We start from the raw sequence: 20747 nt of genomic DNA, 5'->3' as shown, positions 1-20747 counted from the left end.
CTTCATTAGAAAAAGACTAGAATAAAATCACATTTCTTAGATCAGAAAGCCGAATGAGAGTGTGATGAAAATGATTCGCTCTTTTTAGCAGTCGGGATTTTCCCGGCTGCTTTTTTGTATTGATGGGCGAATAGCTCCTATTTTTCAAATAATTGAAGTTTTTCTTTTGAGAAACACAGAATCCCTATTCCTTCTCTTCCTATTTAACAAACAGAAAAGGAGAACAAGCTGCTCCCCAGCTAGACGAGAGAAATGGAAAGAGGTCTGTCTTTGCCAAAATTTTCGTTCTTTCAGAATAAAGTTTTGTTTTAGAAAGAGTTTTATTTTAGATCGATAACTAGGCTTTTCTATAGGTGGAGTCAGAAAAAAACTAGAAATCACCAATTCATGATAATAAGTATTAGTAAAAAAAAGGGGATATTCTAAAAAGTATAGAGAAATGGGCAAAAGGATTGTTATAAAATACATGTTTAAAAAAGGTGAACTCAAAGTGCATAAATGAAAAAAATCACAAAAATCGTTCGTATTTTTAGCGTTTTTTTGCAAAAAAATGACGAAAAAAAGACAATATTACGACACATTTCGCGATATTTACGACACAGTGACATTTGAAGGTTTATTTTTGCTAAAATTATCTTGGAACAAAAATATTTTTTAAAAAGGAGTTTTATGGATATGAGGGATATATTCAATCGACGCCAACGATTTTCCGTAAGGAAATATAGTTTTGGCGTTTGTTCGGTTCTTTTGGGGACCGCGCTGTTTGCAGCAGGATCCCCAGTGGTTTCAGCTGATGAAGTAGCGCCTACTACAGATGCAACCTCAAATACAGTTTCTGATACACTAGACCAGGAAACTAGCAATGATCAGTCAGAATCTCGTAGTGGAGAATCTTCTGTTCCTTCCTCTTACGATGTTACTGCGGCGATTCAACCGTCTTCTTCAGTTCCAGCTGTAGAATCTACAACTACAGAAAGTAAGGAGAGTGTTGAGGACAAAGTGGAAACAGAAAAAGAAGTAGCAGATACAAATGTAGCGCCTACAGAAGCAAATAGCTCGGCAGGGACTACAGGCTTCCGTAATGGTGGAGAAGTGACTTCTCGTGTTGTATCCAACTGGAATGGATTCGTATCAGCGCTGAATGATAGTTCCATCAAGAACATTACGATTTCTGGTAATGTTGTTGCAACTGGGGACAATGGTAATGTAGATAATGGTCGGGTAAATTCAGTTGACCGTACAGTTACGATTGCTTCTCAAGGTCGGAATTTAGTTATTCAAGGACGCAATGATCAATCTAGCTTGGATCTTTTGTCCAATACCTTGAAGTTTACTGGTTCAAGTGCTTGGAATTTGGTCTTTAAAAACCTTCAATTGGCAACTGGGAACTCAAAAGGGACTGTGGATCTTTCGTCAACAAGTGGAGCCAATACCGTTACATTTGAAAACGTGAAAAGTCAAGGTTCTTCCCTTTATGGTGGTGGCGGGAATACTGACGTCATTGTAAAAGGAACAACCACTTCTACTGTTAGCGATAGCTACCGTTCTGCAAACGGTCAGACTCAGTATGTGCAACGGAATGTTGGATCTGCTGGGCACTCAGTATTGCGTCGTGAAGCAAATATTCACGATGCTAAATCTGTCACAGTTGCTGACGGAGCGAGTTTGACCTTGAATCGTTCTTCACAAGGGGACGGTATCAACCTTGCAGGTGGTTCAACTGTTCGTGTGAATGATGGAGCAAGCCTCACCATTAACATGAATACGAACAATGGAACGGAAAGTGCTCGTTACCATAATGCTGGGATCTTCATGGAACATGGTGGTACCGTTGTAACCGGCAGAGATTCAAAACTAAACTTGAATACAAGCATTGGTCAGGCGATTTCTTTAGGGATGGCCCGTCCATCTGATGGAGCGACTCACCTTGACCGTTGGGGAGGCTATGGCACAGTTAATGCCTTCCGTCGAAATGGAAAGAGTAGTCTTACCATTGGAGAACATGCTACCTTCAATTTCACAGGACGTGATGGACTAGTCTTTGGTAACAATGCGACCTTCACAACTGGAACGAATGCAAAAGTTCGGTTTGAAAACAAAGGTCGTGGGACTGCGATTGACTTTGGGGACAACTCACGTGTTGTATTTGGTAAGAAATCAACCAATACCTTCCACTCTGTAGGAAAAGGTCCGAAGAGTGGTGGAGGTCCTTCTGGTAGTTACAATGCATATAACTATATCGGTTTGAACGAAAACGGTTCTATTTTAGTAGATGACTATGCGACCTTCCGCGTTCAAATGGACAACCGTGGAGCTAATCCATGGGACGATGTAATCAACTTGGATTCAAAACATGGTTGGAAAGATCATCCATTATTCCAAGCGAATAAGGGATCTATTGTCGATATTCGTGATGATAATACGGACTATTACGCAGAGTTGATTTCTGTGCCACTCGGATCAAGTACCAATGTTGTCTTCCAATTTAACAATCCTCTCTACGTTTCCTTTATGCGTTATACCAATTCAGAAGGACGCTCAGCTGGAGAGATCACAGGTAAACTTCCGGTGGGAATTGCCCAAGGAAATAACCCGGAACATATTGGACACGGAAATATTCTATATATTGCCAACGGATCAAGACGATCAGGGAACCATATTGAGTTTAATGGACCAACTGGTACTCGTGTAAATCCAGGTGCTGGAAGATACACCGTATACTCACTCAACCAAGATGGTAGAAATGTAGTCAGCAGAAATAAAATGAGTTCTGTATGGACAGACATCCAAGGTGGTGCGATGAGCATTGCTGGTTTCCAACCGGGGTCTACTCCAGAAATCAATCCAAGAAATTCACTTTCTGTTCGGACACTTTCCTCTACAGGTGGCGTTCTTGCAACAGATAAGACATACGGAATTGACCCAGTAGTATCGAACCGCCAAAACATTTGGGTATCTAACGGAACCAGCATTAATCCACATGCAACTCATACCAATACCATCCGTTATGTTTACGAAGATGGCTCTCCTGTTTTAGATGAAAATGGAAAACCAAAAGTAGTTGTTCAATCATCTGATTGGAAACGACTCCTTGAGGTCGCAATTGATCACTGTCAATTTAGAGAAATCTTGAAAAAATCTAGTGTTGCAAATGGGGATGAATTCCTAGCAGCATATGCCAAGGCAGAATATGCCATTCAAGATATTGACGGAGATGGCGTTGCAGATACTGGATGGAAACTTGCAGGTACTAAGAACAGTAAAGCAACGTATGATACAGTTGTATCTCCTGAACTTCAGGGCTATAAAGCGGAAATTCTTTCTTCCAACGTACCTGGTTTAGCAGTTGGAACAAAAGCATCTCGTGTATCCGTAACCTTCAATCCTAGTGAAATTAAAGATGAGATTGTTGCCTCTCATGGCGGACGTCGTACGGTTTCAGAAACATACTGGCGTAACATTGTAGACAATGTTAAATTGACCAACTATGAGACCGTCGTTGTTTACAAACAAGATAAACAAAAAGCGGTTGTCAAATACGTGAATACAACTTCTAATGTCGATCTTGCTAAAGATGAGTTGGAAGGAAGTAGTGGCGCTCTTATCGACTACAGCACAGCTGATAGAATCACTACCTATAAGAAGGCTGGCTATAAGCTGATAGAAGATGGCTTTACCAATGCTGCAGATAAGCATTATGATTCAAATCCATCTGTGGATCAAGAGTTTGTCGTTTCTCTAGAAGAACGGATTGAACCAGTTACTCCACAAGATCCAAAACCAGTACCTGGCATCCCTGTAACACCAGAAGATCCAGCGAACTGGCCAGAAGAAGTCAAGGATATGAAAGAGTTGGAACGTACAGCAACTCAAACCATCCGCTTCAGAGAAGAAGAAAGTGGTAAAGAAGTCTTCAAGACCATTACACGTCAGATAACCTTTGAAAGAACAGCTTATATCAACTTAGTAACAGGTAATATTACATACTCTTCATGGAGAATTGGTAAAGTTGTAGACGTTGATACTCCGGTTCAGCCAGTCAATGGAGCAGCAGCTACTGGAGATGCAGTAGCTAACCGTCGTGTAAGAAGAAGTCTACCAGCAGAATACGAAGTTGCTTCTACTGAGGATTACGAAGATCTTCCAGTTGAGTCTCCTGCTCCTGTAGCAGAAGAGCCAAGACCAGCAGCAACAGTTGAAGCAAGTGTAGAGCGCCTACCTGAAGAGCCAGTAGCGACTCCAGTGGCCCCTCAACCAGAGGTTTCAACAGAAGTTAGCCCTCAACCAGTGGCTCCTACAACTGCGATTCGTGTTAACACGCCAAAAGCAACTGCAACTGTCACTAATCCAGTCTATACTGGAAAACGTGTCTTGACTCGTGGTCGATTCAGTCGTCGTCCACCGAAAATTTAGTAAAGTTTGGAACTAGGTAAATGGCATAGTTGTACTCTTTTTGATGGGGAGTTACAGCTATCCATTTGCCACTATAGAAATAAAAAGGAGAAAGAAATGAGTTTTGATCGAAAACAACGATTCTCAATTCGTAAATATTCTGTCGGAGTAGCCTCAGTTTTGATTGGTACTGTTTTGGCAGGAACTACGATTGCAGCTGCTGACACAGAAGTGAAAGTGGACGAAGCTTCTTCATCTTCAACATCAGTTGCCTCAGAAAGCCTAGTAGAGGAAGCTGCCCCCGTTGCGGAGACCGATAAAGTTGCTACCTATACTGCTGAACCAGCAATTCCTTCCCCAAGCTTGACTCCAGTAGAAAAGAATGAAGAAGCAGTTGCTTCTGAAAAAACTACTGAAGCACCAGCGAAAGAAGTTGCTGAGGTAGAGAAAAAAGCGAATGTAGTAGAAGCTAAAGTTGAGGAAGCTAAAAAAGAAGCTAAAGTCGACACCAAGGTAGAAGAAGCGAAAAAAGAAAGCCAGTCTGCCCCAACTGTTGAAGAGGCTGAAAGCAAAGCAGTAGTTTCAGAGAAAGCAAAAGTGGAAGCTTCTGAAGCAGTAGAAGATAAAGCAAGCGAAACAGCGGCACCTTCAGTTAAAGATAAGATTGTTGTAGATAAAAAAGTCCCAGGTTTGGACTTGGAAAATGCAACCGTCAATCCAAATGGAGGATATGATATCCAGCTTACAAAGGAAGCACAAGAAAAATTCCGTGCTTCGTTAGAAGCTTATATCGCTCGTCGTCGCAATTACAATCGCAGAGGTAGCTTCCGTGCTGCAGGGGATGCGACATCAACTGATCCTGACTATGAATTTAAGAAGGTCATGACACCAGTTCTTCCTGGTTTTTATGCAGACAAAGCTAGTATCGAAGCTCTTGTTGTTGATCCGACAAATATTGACGACTATGTCTTCAATGTCTGGTATAAAAAGCTTGGTTATGTTACTTATGTAGATGAACAAGGTAACTATATTACTCCAGCGGGTGAAGTAACTTCTAAACAGGAAGAATCTGCTAGAAAACAATACGCTAACGACCCATCTGATCCAACTCGTGCATGGTTCACAAATGTACCATCTGTACCAACAGGTTGGGAAATTAAACCAGGTCAATCCATTTATGGATATGACGAAACTCGTAAAACGGTTAATCCAAACCATAAAGATGACCTAGATGCAATTGGTCGAGATACTAAGATTGTCATCACCAAGCAAATTCAAAAAGCCATCATTAAATATGTCAATGAAAAAGGCAACACTGAATTGAGCCGTGATCTAGTTTCTGGTAAATCAGGCGAGCTAATCAACTACAGCACAAACGATAAGATTTCATCTTACCGTCGCCAAGGATATGAATTGGTCAGCGATGGCTTCTCAGATGCAGCGGACAAGAACTTCGATTCTGATACCAAAGTAGACCAAGAGTTTACAGTTACCCTTCGCGAACGCATCGAACCAATCGATCCAGACAAACCAAAACCAAATCCAGATCAACCAGTTGATCCAAAAGATCCAGATACACCAAAATGGCCAGATCCAGTTAAAGATTTGGTGAACAAAGACGATGTTACACGTACTGTGAAATACGTCTACGAAGATGGCTCTAAAGCGAAAGATGACGTGAAAGAAACCCTTCACTTCAAACGCTTCGCATACGTTAACTTGGTAACTGGTCACATCGACTACCGTGAATGGACTACAAGTGATGATACTTTCGATGCTGTGACTTCACCAGTCATCAAGGGCTACACTGCTAATAAATTGGTAGTACCAGAAGTCACAGGTGTCAAAGCTGGAGCGGCAGACGTTGAAGAAGTTGTAACATACGTGAAAGATGCTCAAAAAGCGATCATCAAGTATGTCAACGAAAAAGGTACAGCTGAATTAAGTCGTGATGAGGTCAATGGTAAATCAGGTGAAGCAATTGATTACAGCACAGCTGATAAGATCGCAGCTTACAAGCGTAAAGGTTATGAACTCGTTAGCGATGGCTTCTCAGATGCAGCCAACAAGAACTTTGACTTTGATGCCAAAGTAGACCAAGAGTTCACAGTTACCCTTCGCGAACGCATCGAACCAATCGATCCAGACAAACCAAAACCAAATCCAGATCAACCAGTTGATCCAAAAGATCCAGATACACCAAAATGGCCAGATCCAGTTAAGGATGTAGTTAACAAAGACGATGTAACACGTACTGTGAAATACGTCTACGAAGATGGCTCTAAAGCGAAAGATGATGTGAAAGAAACCCTTCACTTCAAACGTTTCGCATACGTCAACTTGGTAACTGGTCACATCGACTACCGTGAATGGACTACAAGTGATGATACTTTCGACGCTGTGAAATCACCAGTGATTTCAGGCTACACTGCTAATAAATTGGTGGTGCCAGAAGTCAAAGGTGTCAAAGCTGGAGCAGCAGACGTTGAAGAAGTTGTAACATACGTGAAAGATGCTCAAAAAGCGATTATCAAGTATGTCAATGAAAAAGGCAACACTGAATTGAGCCGTGATGAGGTCAATGGTAAATCAGGTGAAGCAATTGATTACAGCACAGCTGATAAGATCTCTGCTTACAAACGTAAAGGTTATGAACTCGTTAGCGATGGCTTTACAAGTGCAGCTAACAAGAACTTTGACTTTGATGCCAAAGTAGACCAAGAGTTTACAGTTACTCTTCGCGAACGCATCGAACCAATCGATCCAGATAAACCAAAACCAAATCCAGATCAACCAGTTGATCCAAAAGATCCAGATACACCGAAATGGCCAGATCCAGTCAAAGATGTCGTTAACAAAGATGATGTAACACGTACAATTCATTATGTTTACGAAGATGGCTCTAAAGCAAAAGATGATGTGACAGAAACTCTTCACTTCAAACGCTTTGCTTATGTCAACTTGGTAACCGGTCATGTGGATTATCGTCCTTGGACATCAGAGGATACTACTTTTGATACTGTTTTAACTCCAAAAATCCAAGGCTATACTGCTGATAAAGATGTAGTTCCAGCTGTAACAGGAGTTGAAGCGACAGCACCAGACTTTGAAGTTACAGTAACTTACGTTCGTGATGCTCAAAAAGCGATTATCAAGTATGTCAATGAAAAAGGCAACACTGAATTGAGCCGTGACCAAGTCGTAGGTAAATCCGGTGAAGCAATTGATTACAGCACAGCTGATAAGATCGCAGCATACAAACGTAAAGGTTATGAACTCGTTAGCGATGGCTTTACAAGTGCAGCTAATAAGAACTTTGACTTTGATAAAGCATTTGACCAAGAGTTCACAGTTACCCTTCGCGAACGCATCGAACCAATCGATCCAGATAAACCAAAACCAAATCCAGATCAACCAGTTGATCCAAAAGATCCAGATACACCGAAATGGCCAGATCCAGTTAAGGATGTAGTTAACAAAGACGATGTTACACGTACCGTGAAATACGTCTACGAAGATGGCTCTAAAGCGAAAGATGATGTGAAAGAAACCCTTCACTTCAAACGCTTCGCTTATGTCAATTTGGTAACAGGTCACANCCAGATCAACCAGTTGATCCAAAAGATCCAGATACACCGAAATGGCCAGATCCAGTTAAGGATGTAGTTAACAAAGACGATGTTACACGTACCGTGAAATACGTCTACGAAGATGGCTCTAAAGCGAAAGATGATGTGAAAGAAACCCTTCACTTCAAACGCTTCGCTTATGTCAATTTGGTAACAGGTCACATCGACTACCGTGAATGGACTACAAGTGATGATACTTTCGACGCTGTGAAATCTCCAGTCATTACAGGTTACACTGCTAATAAATTGGTGGTGCCAGAAGTCAAAGGTGTCAAAGCTGGTGCAGCAGACGTTGAAGAAGTCGTAACATACGTGAAAGATGCTCAAAAAGCCATCATCAAGTATGTCAACGAAAAAGGCACAGCTGAATTAGGTCGTGACCAAGTTGTAGGTAAATCAGGTGAAGCAATTGATTATAGCACAGCTGATAAGATCGCAGCTTACAAACGTAAAGGTTATGAACTTGTTAGCGATGGCTTCACAAGTGCAGCCAACAAGAACTTTGACTTTGATTCCAAAGTAGACCAAGAGTTTACAGTTACCCTTCGTGAACGCATCGAACCAATCGATCCAGACAAACCAAAACCAAACCCAGATCAGCCAGTTGATCCAAAAGATCCAGATACACCGAAATGGCCAGATCCAGTTAAGGATGTAGTTAACAAAGACGATGTTACACGTACCGTGAAATACGTCTACGAAGATGGCTCTAAAGCGAAAGATGATGTGAAAGAAACCCTTCACTTCAAACGCTTCGCTTATGTCAATTTGGTAACAGGTCACATCGACTACCGTGAATGGACTACAAGTGATGATACTTTCGACGCTGTGAAATCTCCAGTCATTACAGGTTACACTGCTAATAAATTGGTAGTGCCAGAAGTCAAAGGTGTCAAAGCAGGGGCTAAGGATGTTGTCGAAGTCGTGACTTACGTGAAAGATGCTCAAAAAGCGATTATCAAGTATGTCAACGAAAAAGGTACAGCTGAATTAAGTCGTGATGTGGTCAATGGTAAATCAGGTGAAGCAATTGATTACAGCACAGCTGATAAGATTGCAGCTTACAAGCGTAAAGGTTATGAACTTGTTAGCGATGGCTTCACAAGTGCAGCCAACAAGAACTTTGACTTTGATGCCAAGGTAGACCAAGAGTTCACAGTTACCCTTCGCGAACGCATCGAACCAATCGATCCAGATAAACCAAAACCAAATCCAGATCAACCAGTTGATCCAAAAGATCCAGATACACCAAAATGGCCAGATCCAGTTAAAGATTTGGTGAACAAAGACGATGTTACACGTACTGTGAAATACGTCTACGAAGATGGCTCTAAAGCGAAAGATGACGTGACAGAAACTCTTCACTTCAAACGCTTCGCATATGTCAACTTGGTAACAGGTCATATCGACTACCGTGAATGGACTACAAGTGACGATACCTTCGATGCAGTGAAATCACCAGTGATTTCAGGCTACACTGCTAATAAATTGGTGGTACCAGAAGTCAAAGGTGTCAAAGCTGGAGCAGAAGATATTGTCGAAATCGTAACATACGTGAAAGATGCTCAAAAAGCGATCATCAAATATGTCAACGAAAAAGGTAATGTGGAAGTAACACGTGATGTGGTCAATGGTAAGTCAGGTGAAGCAATCAATTATAGTACCTCAGCTAAAATTGATGACCTCCACCGCAAAGGTTATGAATTAGTTAGCGATGGCTTCACAAGTGCAGCTAACAAGAACTTTGACTTTGATGCCAAAGTAGACCAAGAATTCACTGTTGTGGTTCGTGAGCGTATTGTTCCAGTAGGACCAAATGATCCAAATCCTACTCCAGATACTCCTTACGATCCAACTGATCCAAAAACACCAAACTGGCCGAAGACAGTAGATAAGATTCAACCTCGTCGTATCACTGGTACACGTACAGTATACTACTACGTTGAAGACGGTGATGGAGTACCTGTACCAAAACCAGTTCGTGAACGTGTTGTATTTGAACGGATTGTTCTCGTTAACTTGGTGACTGGAGAAATGACTCCACAAGCTTGGAAATTTGTTAGTGCAACTCCAATCGAAGATGACGCAGCGAACAGACCGGCTGTTCGTACACGTCGTGCTTTGACAGATGCAATTGCTCCCCGTGGTGTAGAAGCAAGTCTTGCGAGTGATACCCCGCGATTTCGCGCACGTAGTGCACGTTTAGAGGATGAAGAAACAGAGGTAACTGCTTTGGCTACTGATGTAAGTTCAAATTCAGAAGCTGTACTCCCTCCGATTCCATCTCCGGTGGTTCCAGGACACTACACACTTGTAAAAGAAATTGAATCTACCACAATTGATCCTGATGGGACCTTGAATTACAAGTTTGATGTTTATTATAAGAAGCTTGGTCGCATTCAGTTGGTGGATAAAGATGGTAAAGTACTTTCAGAAGTGGTTTACAAGAACAATCTAACGGATGCATCAAGAGCTGATGTAACTCCGGTTCCAGAAATTCCAGCAGCTTACAAAATCAAAGACGGTCAAAAAGTTTTTGGTTATGATACAACAGCTGGAACAGTAGATCCAAATGATCCTGCAGATCCAAATGCAATTGGACGCAATACAACGATTGTAGTGGAACAGAAGTCAGTTGCCCGTCAGGAAACAAAAGTGGTTACTGAAACAATCATCTACAAGGATGCACTTACAGGAGAAGTACTAGCTCCAGAACACAAGGACCAAGTAACCTTCCATCGTGAAGTAGTGGTAAATCCTGTGACAAACGAAGTGTTGAGCACAGGCGAATGGACAGCAGTAAATGCTGATACTACTTTTGATGCAGTAACATCACCTGTCCTTGAAGGCTACACTGCAAATCCACTGGTTGTAGAAGAAGTGACTGGTTTGACAGCAGAAAGCAAAGATGTTGTAGCAACTGTTCTTTATACGAAGAAACCAGCTCCAACTCCTGAGCCAAAACCTCAACCTCAACCTCAACCTCAACCACAGCCAAGACCACAACCTCAACCGGAACCTGTAAAACCAGAACCGGAAAAACCGCAACCAGTCAAACAAGAACCAGCTAAGCCAGAAGCTCCTGTGACACCACAAGCTCCAGCGCTTCCTGAAACTGGTGAGGATCAATCTGTTTCAGCAGCCTTGTTTGGTGCGGCACTTGGTATGGTAGGACTTGCGGGTCTTGCAAAACGCAAAAAACAAGAAGATTAAACGGAAGGTAGACTACAACTTCATTCGTTGAAGAAACTGATTCGTTTCATATTCATAGATAGAATCCCTGCTTGAAAAAGCAGGGATTTTTTTAAAAAATTTCACAGTTAATGAAAAAAAATGATAAATAACTAAAATATAGCGATACAAACCTAAAAAATTAGCCTCATATGTCATTTTTTTCGTTTTATGACAAAATGATTTCAATTTGTTGACATTAGTATATCTTGAGAGGTACAATATAATGGTATCATGGAAACATGAAATGAAATTATAGGAGATTTTTGACAATGAAAGAAATGTTTAATAAACGTCAACGCTTTTCATTGAGAAAATACAGTGTCGGAGTTTGCTCCGTACTTTTGGGAACGGCACTTTTCTTGGCTGGAGCACAGACTGTTTCAGCTGCGGAGAACGAAGCCGATGCAGAAGCAGTATCAGCAAGCACCCATGTGCCGGCAACGGATGATAGTGCTACTGTCAACACAGAGAGCACAAATGCTTATGCAGCAACAGCAGCCCTTCCAACAAGTGAAGGTTTGTCTACAGAAACCCCAAGTGAACAGGGAAATGCAGAAGCAAGTCAGTCTAGCTCAGACTCAGAAACACCACGCGTCCGTTCACGTCGTGACACCTCTGCTCAGCCAGCTACAGCGGAAGCTTCAAATGAACTAACTGCCTCTATTGAAGCCGGTGATGAATATGTGACTATTCGTACAGATGCAGCATCAACTGTAACCGTTACAGTAGATGGTCAAGCAGTATCCATTAGTGGATCAAATGGTGTATATACCTTCAAACGTCCATCTTCTGGTGGAACCGTTGTAGCAACTGTTACAGATGCTTCTGGTAAGACTGTTACCAAACAATTGAATGTTTCTCCAAGTACAGTAAACGGTGTGATTAAACCAACCGATTCATCTTTGACAATTTCAAATAAATTTGACTCAACAGGGATTACAACTGATAAAGAAGCTCCTTATGTTGTGAAGAATGCCGGAGTGGAATTCAACAAGGTCAATGCTGATGGAAGCATCTCCTTGACAGGAACTTCTTGGACACGATTAGCAGGTGGATGGGCTAAAGATAAGAAGTACCCATTTGGCGCTCATATGATTATGAACTTCCAAAATCCAACCTTCTATGAAAACATCGAGAAGATTACCATCAAACCAACTTATCAAGGTGCTGCACAAGAATTTACTAAATATGAAAATGGTTCTGTTTGGTCAGTTCCAATTCAAAATAACACAGTTGCATCAGGTGGGATTGGTGCGGCTTATGACCACCCTATCACCATTACTTTGAAGAACGGGAAAACCTTGGATGATCTTGGTCTTTCTAACACTCCAATCTCCTTCTCTTCTGCTTGGGTAACTGGTAAGGATTATGGTAAAGTTATTCCAAATAAATTAGTCCGTGAAAGTATTGATAACTCATGGTTTATCGCTTCTAAAAATGATAAGAAGACTGCTTCTGACAATGGATTAAGCAACGCATTTACTGGTACACCTGGTACTGGGGTTAATACGCAGCCAACTCTTAAAGTTCTTCCTCGCTTTACTAGTGATGGAAAAGCGGATTCTATTGAAGTGGTCTACACCATGAAAGTCTCTGCAGCAATGGGGGTTGTGAACCTCAGTTCAAATACTTTCCAGTCGGTACCTTATATTGAACAAGTGATTCCAAGCAATCTCTTGCCTTACTTAGATCTCAATGAGACCTATATTTATAAATCAGATGCAGATGGTTCTGCAGTAAAAGGTGTCAATAAGATCAAATTGACAATGGATTCATCTGGAAAACTGGATACACGAAAAACAGATGAAATCAGTATTGCAACCAAGACTAATCCGAGTCAAAAAGATGTTGATAAAGTTAGAAATAACATCGACAAAAATATCTTGGGAACAGCTTCAGGACAACTTGGTTCATACACCATTTCGTACAAATTCAAAGATACAATTGATTCAGTTGAATTAGCTAAGAAATTGAATGAAGAAATCAAGAAGAACAACGGCATGCTCCTCTTTGAACAATGGATGGAGCGTGGCGTCAAACCTACCTTGAATGCGATCGAACGTTCTTGGAAAGGGAATACCGAGGGGGTTCACCGAGGATCATATGCGAATGCCTTCTTAGATACAAACCTCTTAGTGATCAATGCACCTAAGAACCAAACCTATGACGTTAGCTATGAAAAAGCAGTTGTGACTGCAGGTGAAACTACTCAACCTCAAATTCCTATCGTTCGTGATGTTGAAGGAAAAGTTGTTCCAGTTCCAGCAGGTACAAACTTCAAGGCTGGCACACTACCTACAGGTGTTGCATCAGTATCTGTGGATGAGGCTTCAGGGTCTATCACAAGTAAGATTGCGGATAATGCAACCAGTGGTTTGGTCAACGTCCCAATGGAGGTGACCTACCCAGATGGTACAACTGAAACCATCAATGTCCCAATTGAAATCAAGGCTAAACAAACAGACGCAGATAAGAACGATCCAACAGCTAAAGATCAAACTGTTAATGTTGGAGATACGCCAGACGCTAAGAACTCAATTGGCAACGTAGGAGATCTTCCAAGTGGTACTACATTTGAATACAAGACACCAGTAGATACAACAACCCCAGGTGAAAAATCATCGACAGTAGTAGTGACTTACCCAGATGGATCTAAGGATGAAGTACCAGTTAAGGTTACTGTGGTTGATCCACGTACAGACGCAGATAAGAACACGCCAACACCTAAGGACCAAACAGTCAATGTTGGTGAAACTCCAGATCCTAAGAAATCAATTGGTAACGTAGGAGATCTTCCAAGTGGTACTACATTTGAATACAAGACACCGGTAGATACAACAACCCCAGGTGATAAGAGTACAACCGTCGTAGTGACTTACCCAGATGGATCTAAGGATGAAGTTCCAGTAACTGTTAAGGTAGTAGATCCACGTACCGATGCGGATAAGAACACGCCAACACCTAAGGACCAAACAGTCAATGTTGGTGAAACTCCAGATCCTAAGAAATCAATTGGTAACGTAGATGATCTCCCAAGTGGCACTACATTTGAATACAAGACACCAGTAGACACTACAACCCCAGGTGAAAAAGACGCAACAGTTGTAGTAACTTACCCAGATGGATCTAAGGATGAAGTTCCAGTTAAGGTAACTGTTAAAGATCCACGTACCGATGCGGATAAGAACACGCCAACACCTAAGGACCAAACAGTCAATGTTGGTGAAACTCCAGATCCTAAGAAATCAATTGGTAACGTAGGTGATCTTCCAAGTGGCACTACATTCGAATTCAAGACACCAGTAGATACAACAACAGAAGGTGAAAAAGACGCCATTGTTGTGGTAACTTACCCAGATGGATCTAAGGACGAAGTACCAGTTAAGGTTAATGTAGTCGCAAATCCAACTCAAGCGGACAAGAACACGCCAACACCTAAGGACCAAACAGTCAATGTTGGTGAAACTCCAGATCCTAAGAAATCAATTGGTAACGTAGGTGANTGTTGTAGTGACTTACCCAGACGGATCTAAGGACGAAGTACCAGTTAAGGTAATCGTTAAAGATCCACGTACAGACGCAGATAAGAATACACCAGTAGCGAAAGATCAAACTGTTAAACCAGGAGATCAACCAAACGCTAAGGATTCAATCGGCAACGTAGGTGACCTTCCAGAAGGAACTAAGTTCGAATACAAGACACCGGTAGATACAACAACAGAAGGTGAAAAAGATGCCATTGTTGTGGTAACTTACCCAGATGGATCTAAGGATGAAGTACCAGTTAAGGTAATCGTTAAAGATCCACGTACAGATGCGGATAAGAATACACCAGTAGCGAAAGATCAAACTGTTAAACCAGGAGATCAACCAAACGCTAAGGATTCAATCGGCAACGTAGGTGACCTTCCAGAAGGAACTAAGTTCGAATACAAGACGCCGGTAGATACAACAACAGAAGGTGAAAAAGATGCCATTGTTGTGGTAACCTACCCAGATGGGTCTAAGGATGAAGTACCAGTTAAGGTAATCGTTAAAGATCCACGTACAGACGTTAACAGACCGAGTCAAGATCGACCATCAACACCAATCCCAACACCAAACCCAGTTCCAACTCCACTGCCAACTCCAAATGTTGTGCCAGAAGAAGGCAAGTCAGATTCATCAAGTTCAGAAAAACAACCTGTTGCTCAAACTGCAACATCAGTTGCAACTGGCGATCAGAAACAAGCATTGCCACAAACAGGTGAAGTTGCATCAACTTCTGCAACCTTGTTAGGTGCGGTACTTGGTATGGTAGGACTTGCAGGTCTTGCAAAACGCAAGAAACATGAAGACTAAAATTGTTCTAGAGTGCTATTTTAGTAGCGGAATTAGGAGATAATTCAGTCTTCCATCAAAGAGGCTTTACTCAAAAGAGTGAGGCCTCTTTGTTAGTTTCTGAAAACAATGGAAACCTATTCTTCATTGTGTTACAATAGAAGATATTTATAATAGTTAGGACAACATCATGCTTATTTCGATTATTTCTCAAGGCTTGATCTGGGCCGTTCTAGGGTTAGGAATTTTCATGACTTTCCGAATTTTGGATTTCCCAGATATGACAACGGAAGGTTCCTTTCCACTGGGCGGAGCAGTAGCCGTGACTCTTATTACCAAGGGAGTTCACCCTTTATTGGCAACCTTGGCAGCCATTGGTGCAGGTTGTTTGGCAGGGCTAGCGACCGGCCTTCTCTACACCAAGGGGAAGATTCCGACTTTATTGTCAGGGATCTTAGTGATGACCTCTTGTAACTCTGTCATCCTCTTTGTCATGCAACGAGCTAACTTAGGACTTCTGGGATATAAAAAGATTCAGGATCTGGTTCCAATTGCAAGTGGGGTTAACGAGATTATGATCGGTCTCATCTTTGTTACCGTGGTCATCGCCTCTATGCTCTTCTTTTTAGATACCAAACTGGGGCAGGCTTATATTGCAACGGGGGACAATCCAGAAATGGCGAAGAGTTTTGGCATCCATACCAGTCGGATGGAGTTGATGGGATTGGTTGTATCGAATGGGATCATCGCCTTATCCGGTGCACTAATGGCTCAACAAGAGGGGTATGCAGATGCTTCTCGGGGGATTGGAGTTATCGTCGTCGGATTGGCTAGTTTGATTATTGGAGAAGTCCTCTTTTCGAATTTGACCTTGGCGGAGCGCTTGCTTAGTATCGTGATCGGGTCTATTATCTATCAGTTTTTGATTTGGGCCGTCATTGCTATCGGGATTAACACAAGCTATATTCGTATTTTTAGCGCTATGATCCTTGCCATCTGTCTCATGATTCCAACCTTCAAAGAAAAAATGTTGAAAGGAGTCAAGCTCAGCAAATGACCGCAATTGTAGAACTAAAAAATGCCACGAAAGTGGTCAATAATGGGATGAATGAAGAAAAAGTCATCCTGGATAATGCCTCTCTCGAGATCTATGAGCATGACTTTATTACCATCCTCGGGGGAAATGGAGCCGGTAAATCCACCCTTTTTAATACCTTAGCAGGTACGCTCCCTCTCACCAGTGGTCAGGTCCTGATCCAGGGGGAGGATGTGACGCATTATGGTCCAGAAAAACGGGCTAAATATCTGTCTCGTGTCTTTCAGGATCCCAAGATGGGAACAGCTCCCCGCATGACTGTTGCTGAAAATCTCTTGATTGCAAAATTCCGTGGAGAAAAGCGAGGCTTGGTCCCTCGTCGCTTGGCCCAATACAAGGACGAATTTAAAGAGGTCTTGAGCCAAATTGGGAATGGGCTAGAAGGTCATATGGATACAGCCGTTGAATTTCTTTCAGGAGGCCAACGCCAAGCCCTCAGTCTTTTGATGGCAACCTTAAAACGTCCCGAACTCTTGCTTCTCGATGAGCACACAGCAGCGCTGGATCCAAAGACCAGTCAAGCCTTAATGGAGTTGACGGACCGTTTTGTCAAGTCTGATCAGTTGACGGCTCTTATGATCACCCACCATATGGAAGACGCTCTCAAGTACGGGAATCGCTTGATTGTCATGCAAGATGGAAAGATCATTCAAGACCTCCATCAGGAAGAAAAAGCCAAAATGACCTTGGCAGATTACTATCAATTCTTTGAGTAAATTTAGAAACTAGTTTCAGCCTGTAATCGCTTGCAATAAGAATATTAAAGGAGTATACTATAGGTAAAGATAAGGAAGAAGGGATTGATACCAATGCCTTACAGATATTTACTTTAGGTTACTTCGTTTTTGGTCCGTTTTCGCTGACACTTGTTCATACTCTTTTGAAGGGGAGTAGTAACGTTGGAAATGTTAGATCGGTTGAGCCGTCAGGTAAGCCTGCTTAGCTTATCAAGTGACATTGAAATACGTGGAAATAGTAGTGGAAGCTTTAGATGGTTTTCGAACTTCAATATGCTCAACTGAGTGCTTTGTGAAATTAACTGGAAGAGAAATTGCAAAGAAAACCACTGGTATGTGACTCATACCATGAAAATAAATGAAAATCATAACTGTTGTTTTCGTTAGCCTGCATGGTTAATCGCGCCTCGTCAGTGAAACAGACCAGACCTCTAGTCCCGTAAGACTGGAGGTCTTTTTCGTTGGTAAAATCTTAAAGGGATGATCTGGAAAGGAGGATTGTTTCCCTATCTTGCAAGATATGCCTACCTTTGTTTCTAGTAGAAAGAATCATAAAATCACGACGTTGAAGCAACTTCGTCCGATTCCCCTTATAAACTAATGAAAAGGCTCCTTCCTGTTAGCAGGGAGGAGGCCCTGTTTTTGATCTGCCTTTTGAAAAAATCGTGAAAAAATAGTATAATGTTCTAGATATGCAAGAACTTTGCAAAACTGTAATTCGACTTGGTGAGCCAAGGACCGTAAGTATGAACCATTAACAAAAAAGGAGAAAACATGAGTAACATTAAGTTGATTACTTTGGGTGGAGTCCGTGAAAACGGGAAAAATCTCTACGTAGCTGAAGTAAATGACTCAATCTTTGTTTTGGATGCCGGACTTAAGTATCCAGAAAATGAACAACTAGGGGTCGATGTCGTGATCCCCAATATGGACTACCTCTTTGAAAATAGTGATCGAATCGCAGGGGTCTTCCTAACACATGGACACGCGGATGCCATTGGAGCCCTTCCCTATCTACTAGCAGAAGCCAAGGTACCAGTTTTTGGATCTGAGTTGACCGTCGAGTTGGCTAAACTCTTTGTTAAAGGCAATGACAGTGTGAAAAAGTTCAATGATTTTCATGTCATTGATGCCAACACTGAAATCGATTTTGGAGGCACCGTCGTTTCCTTCTTCCAGACAACCCACTCCATTCCAGAAAGTTTGGGAGTTGTCATCAAAACACCTGAGGGGAATATCGTCTACACAGGAGATTTCAAATTTGACCAGACAGCGAGTGAGTTTTATGCGACAGACTTTGCTCGTTTGGCAGAGATTGGACGCGAAGGCGTGCTAGCTCTCTTGAGTGACTCTGCTAATGCTGACAGCACTGTTCAAGTGGCTAGCGAGCAAGAAGTTGGAGATGAAATCCTGGATACAATTGGGGACTGGGATGGCCGTGTCATTGTTGCTGCTGTTGCTAGTAACCTATCACGGATCCAGCAGGTCTTTGACGCAGCTGCAGAGACAGGGCGTCGGGTTGTTTTGACTGGATTTGACGTAGAAAATATTGTCCGGACAGGGATTCGTTTAAATAAGCTTTCTTTGGCCAACGAAAAATTATTGATCAAGCCAAAAGAAATGTCTCGTTTTGAGGACCATGAATTGATTATTCTTGAAACTGGACGTATGGGTGAGCCGATCAACGGACTTCGTAAGATGTCCATTGGCCGTCACCGCTATGTCGAAATCAAGGATGGTGACTTGGTCTATATCGTAACAACTCCATCTATCGCCAAAGAAGCGGTTATGGCACGTGTAGAAAACATGGTCTACCAAGCAGGAGGAGTCGTCAAACAGATTACTCAAAGCTTGCGTGTATCAGGACATGGAAATGCGCGTGATTTGCAGTTGATGATCAACCTCCTTCGTCCCAACTATCTGTTCCCAATCCAAGGGGAATACCGTGAATTGGATGCCCATGCAAGAATTGCTATGGAAGTGGGGATTTTGCCTGAAAATATCTTCATTCCGAAAAAAGGCTCCATCATGGAATATGACAATGGGGACTTCGTCCCAGCTGGTAGCGTCCCTGCAGGAGATGTTCTCATCGATGGGAATGCCATTGGGGATGTTGGGAATGTCGTTCTCCGTGACCGGAAAGTCCTTTCAGAAGATGGGATCTTTATTGTAGCAATTACGGTTAACCGCCGTGAGAAACGCATCATCTCAAAGGCAAAAGTTCACACCCGTGGCTTTGTCTACGTGAAGAAGAGTCGCGATATCTTGCGCGAAAGTGCAGAAATTGTCAACCAAAGTGTGGAAGAATACTTGGCTCAGGACAGCTTCGATTGGGGTGAGCTCAAGGGTGCTGTTCGCGATAGTTTGGCCAAGTACCTCTTTGACCAGACCAAACGTCGACCAGCTATCTTGCCAGTTGTCATGGAAGTACGCTAAGATTAACATAAGAGGAAAAGTCGATCGTCGGCTTTTTCTTGTCAAAGAAGAAAGAAATGGTGAGGAAAGATAGATGGCAGTAATGCAGATTGAATATTATTCAGAAGCGCTCGCAATGGAGTGGGGGATCAACGTCCTCTATCCAGATGCGTCTCGGGTGAAAAATCCGGATGATCAAGATATCCCGGTCCTCTATCTCCTTCATGGGATGAATGGCAATCAGTACTCCTGGTTGAAACGAACGCATGTAGAACGGATCCTACGTTCGACCAATTTGATTGTCGTTTTGCCTAATACCAATAATGGTTGGTATACAGATACAAAGTATGGTTATCCCTATTACACAGCCATCGCAGAGGAATTGCCTAAGACCTTGGCACGTTTCTTCCCAAATATGACTAAGAAGCGGGAGAAGACCTTTATTGCTGGTCTATCGATGGGGGGCTATGGCTCTTTCAAACTGGCTCTTCAAACCAATCGCTTCTCGCATGCCGCTAGCTTTTCTGGTGCTCTTAGCTTTGAGGGGCGTCAACTGGCAAACACCGACCTTGGAAGTGCAGCTTATTGGCAAGGGGTCTTTGGAAAGCTAGAAGATTGGACGACAAGTCCTTACTCCTTGGAAAGCATTGCGGAGAAGTACTCAGATAAAAAGACGGTCTTATGGGCTTGGTGCGGAGAGCAAGATGCTCTGTATGAGGCCAACAATATAGCTGTGGATCATCTGAAGGACCTCGGCTTTGATATCACCTACAGCCATGGACCAGGAAAACATGAATGGTTTTATTGGGAGCGGGAGTTGGAACATTTCTTAGCAACCCTGCCGATCAATTTTGAACTAGAAGAACGACTCGATTAGGAAGCTACTCATGCAGAGATATGCTATAATAGAGTGAAAAGTACCTG

7 protein-coding genes and 4 pseudogenes are annotated in these 20747 nt (G+C 42.3%); all 11 read left to right on the top strand.

Features of this window, described 5'->3' with window-relative positions; translation table 11 throughout:
* The first annotated feature begins 675 nt into the window (after positions 1-675).
* A complete protein-coding gene (locus tag E5S68_RS07285; protein WP_234697696.1) occupies positions 676-4413 on the top strand; it encodes a mucin-binding protein in 3738 nt (1245 codons plus the stop codon).
* Between the two features lie 96 nt (positions 4414-4509).
* Positions 4510-7990 (top strand): annotated as a pseudogene (locus E5S68_RS07280) (mucin-binding protein); the annotation flags it as partial.
* 1 nt (position 7991) lies between these two features.
* Positions 7992-11234: mucin-binding protein (locus tag E5S68_RS07275; RefSeq protein ID WP_135783115.1), on the top strand; the 3243-nt coding region annotated here is incomplete at its 5' end.
* 290 nt (positions 11235-11524) lie between these two features.
* Positions 11525-11638: pseudogene (locus E5S68_RS10910) on the top strand (YSIRK-type signal peptide-containing protein); the annotation flags it as partial.
* A 708-nt stretch (positions 11639-12346) separates the two neighbouring features.
* Positions 12347-14757: pseudogene (locus E5S68_RS10890) on the top strand (Rib/alpha-like domain-containing protein); the annotation flags it as partial.
* A gap of 1 nt (position 14758) precedes the next feature.
* Positions 14759-15317 (top strand): annotated as a pseudogene (locus tag E5S68_RS10745) (Rib/alpha-like domain-containing protein); the annotation flags it as partial.
* A gap of 75 nt (positions 15318-15392) precedes the next feature.
* Positions 15393-15596 carry an LPXTG cell wall anchor domain-containing protein gene (locus E5S68_RS10925; protein WP_483025169.1) on the top strand — a complete coding sequence of 68 codons (204 nt, stop codon included), beginning with the start codon at positions 15393-15395 and terminating at the stop codon, positions 15594-15596.
* Between the two features lie 169 nt (positions 15597-15765).
* On the top strand, positions 15766-16632 hold the full coding sequence (locus tag E5S68_RS07260) for an ABC transporter permease (protein WP_135782937.1): 867 nt from the start codon (positions 15766-15768) through the stop codon (positions 16630-16632).
* Positions 16629-17387 (top strand): ABC transporter ATP-binding protein, encoded by a 759-nt coding sequence (locus tag E5S68_RS07255; RefSeq protein ID WP_135782936.1) that lies wholly within the window; start codon positions 16629-16631, stop codon positions 17385-17387. Before E5S68_RS07260 ends, E5S68_RS07255 begins: the two co-directional genes overlap by 4 nt.
* Positions 17388-18182: 795 nt before the next feature.
* A complete protein-coding gene (locus E5S68_RS07250) occupies positions 18183-19844 on the top strand; it encodes a ribonuclease J (protein WP_135782935.1) in 1662 nt (553 codons plus the stop codon).
* A 73-nt stretch (positions 19845-19917) separates the two neighbouring features.
* Positions 19918-20700, top strand: a complete 783-nt coding sequence (locus E5S68_RS07245; protein ID WP_135782934.1) for an alpha/beta hydrolase — start codon at positions 19918-19920, stop codon at positions 20698-20700.
* The last annotated feature ends 47 nt before the right edge of the window (positions 20701-20747 follow it).

This window comes from Streptococcus rubneri (assembly GCF_004785935.1).
GTDB classification, from domain to species: Bacteria; Bacillota; Bacilli; order Lactobacillales; family Streptococcaceae; genus Streptococcus; species Streptococcus rubneri.
The sequence above is the reverse complement of the archived record's forward strand: the minus strand, read 5'-3'. Positions and strand labels throughout refer to the sequence as shown.

What these genes read in the sequence shown, in the direction of transcription:
- E5S68_RS07285 (WP_234697696.1), top strand. Translation starts at nt 676, where the DNA reads ATGAGGGATATATTCAATCGACGCCAACGATTTTCCGTAAGGAAATAT.
- E5S68_RS07260 (WP_135782937.1), top strand. Translation starts at nt 15,766, where the DNA reads ATGCTTATTTCGATTATTTCTCAAGGCTTGATCTGGGCCGTTCTAGGG.
- E5S68_RS07255 (WP_135782936.1), top strand. Translation starts at nt 16,629, where the DNA reads ATGACCGCAATTGTAGAACTAAAAAATGCCACGAAAGTGGTCAATAAT.
- E5S68_RS07250 (WP_135782935.1), top strand. Translation starts at nt 18,183, where the DNA reads ATGAGTAACATTAAGTTGATTACTTTGGGTGGAGTCCGTGAAAACGGG.
- E5S68_RS07245 (WP_135782934.1), top strand. Translation starts at nt 19,918, where the DNA reads ATGGCAGTAATGCAGATTGAATATTATTCAGAAGCGCTCGCAATGGAG.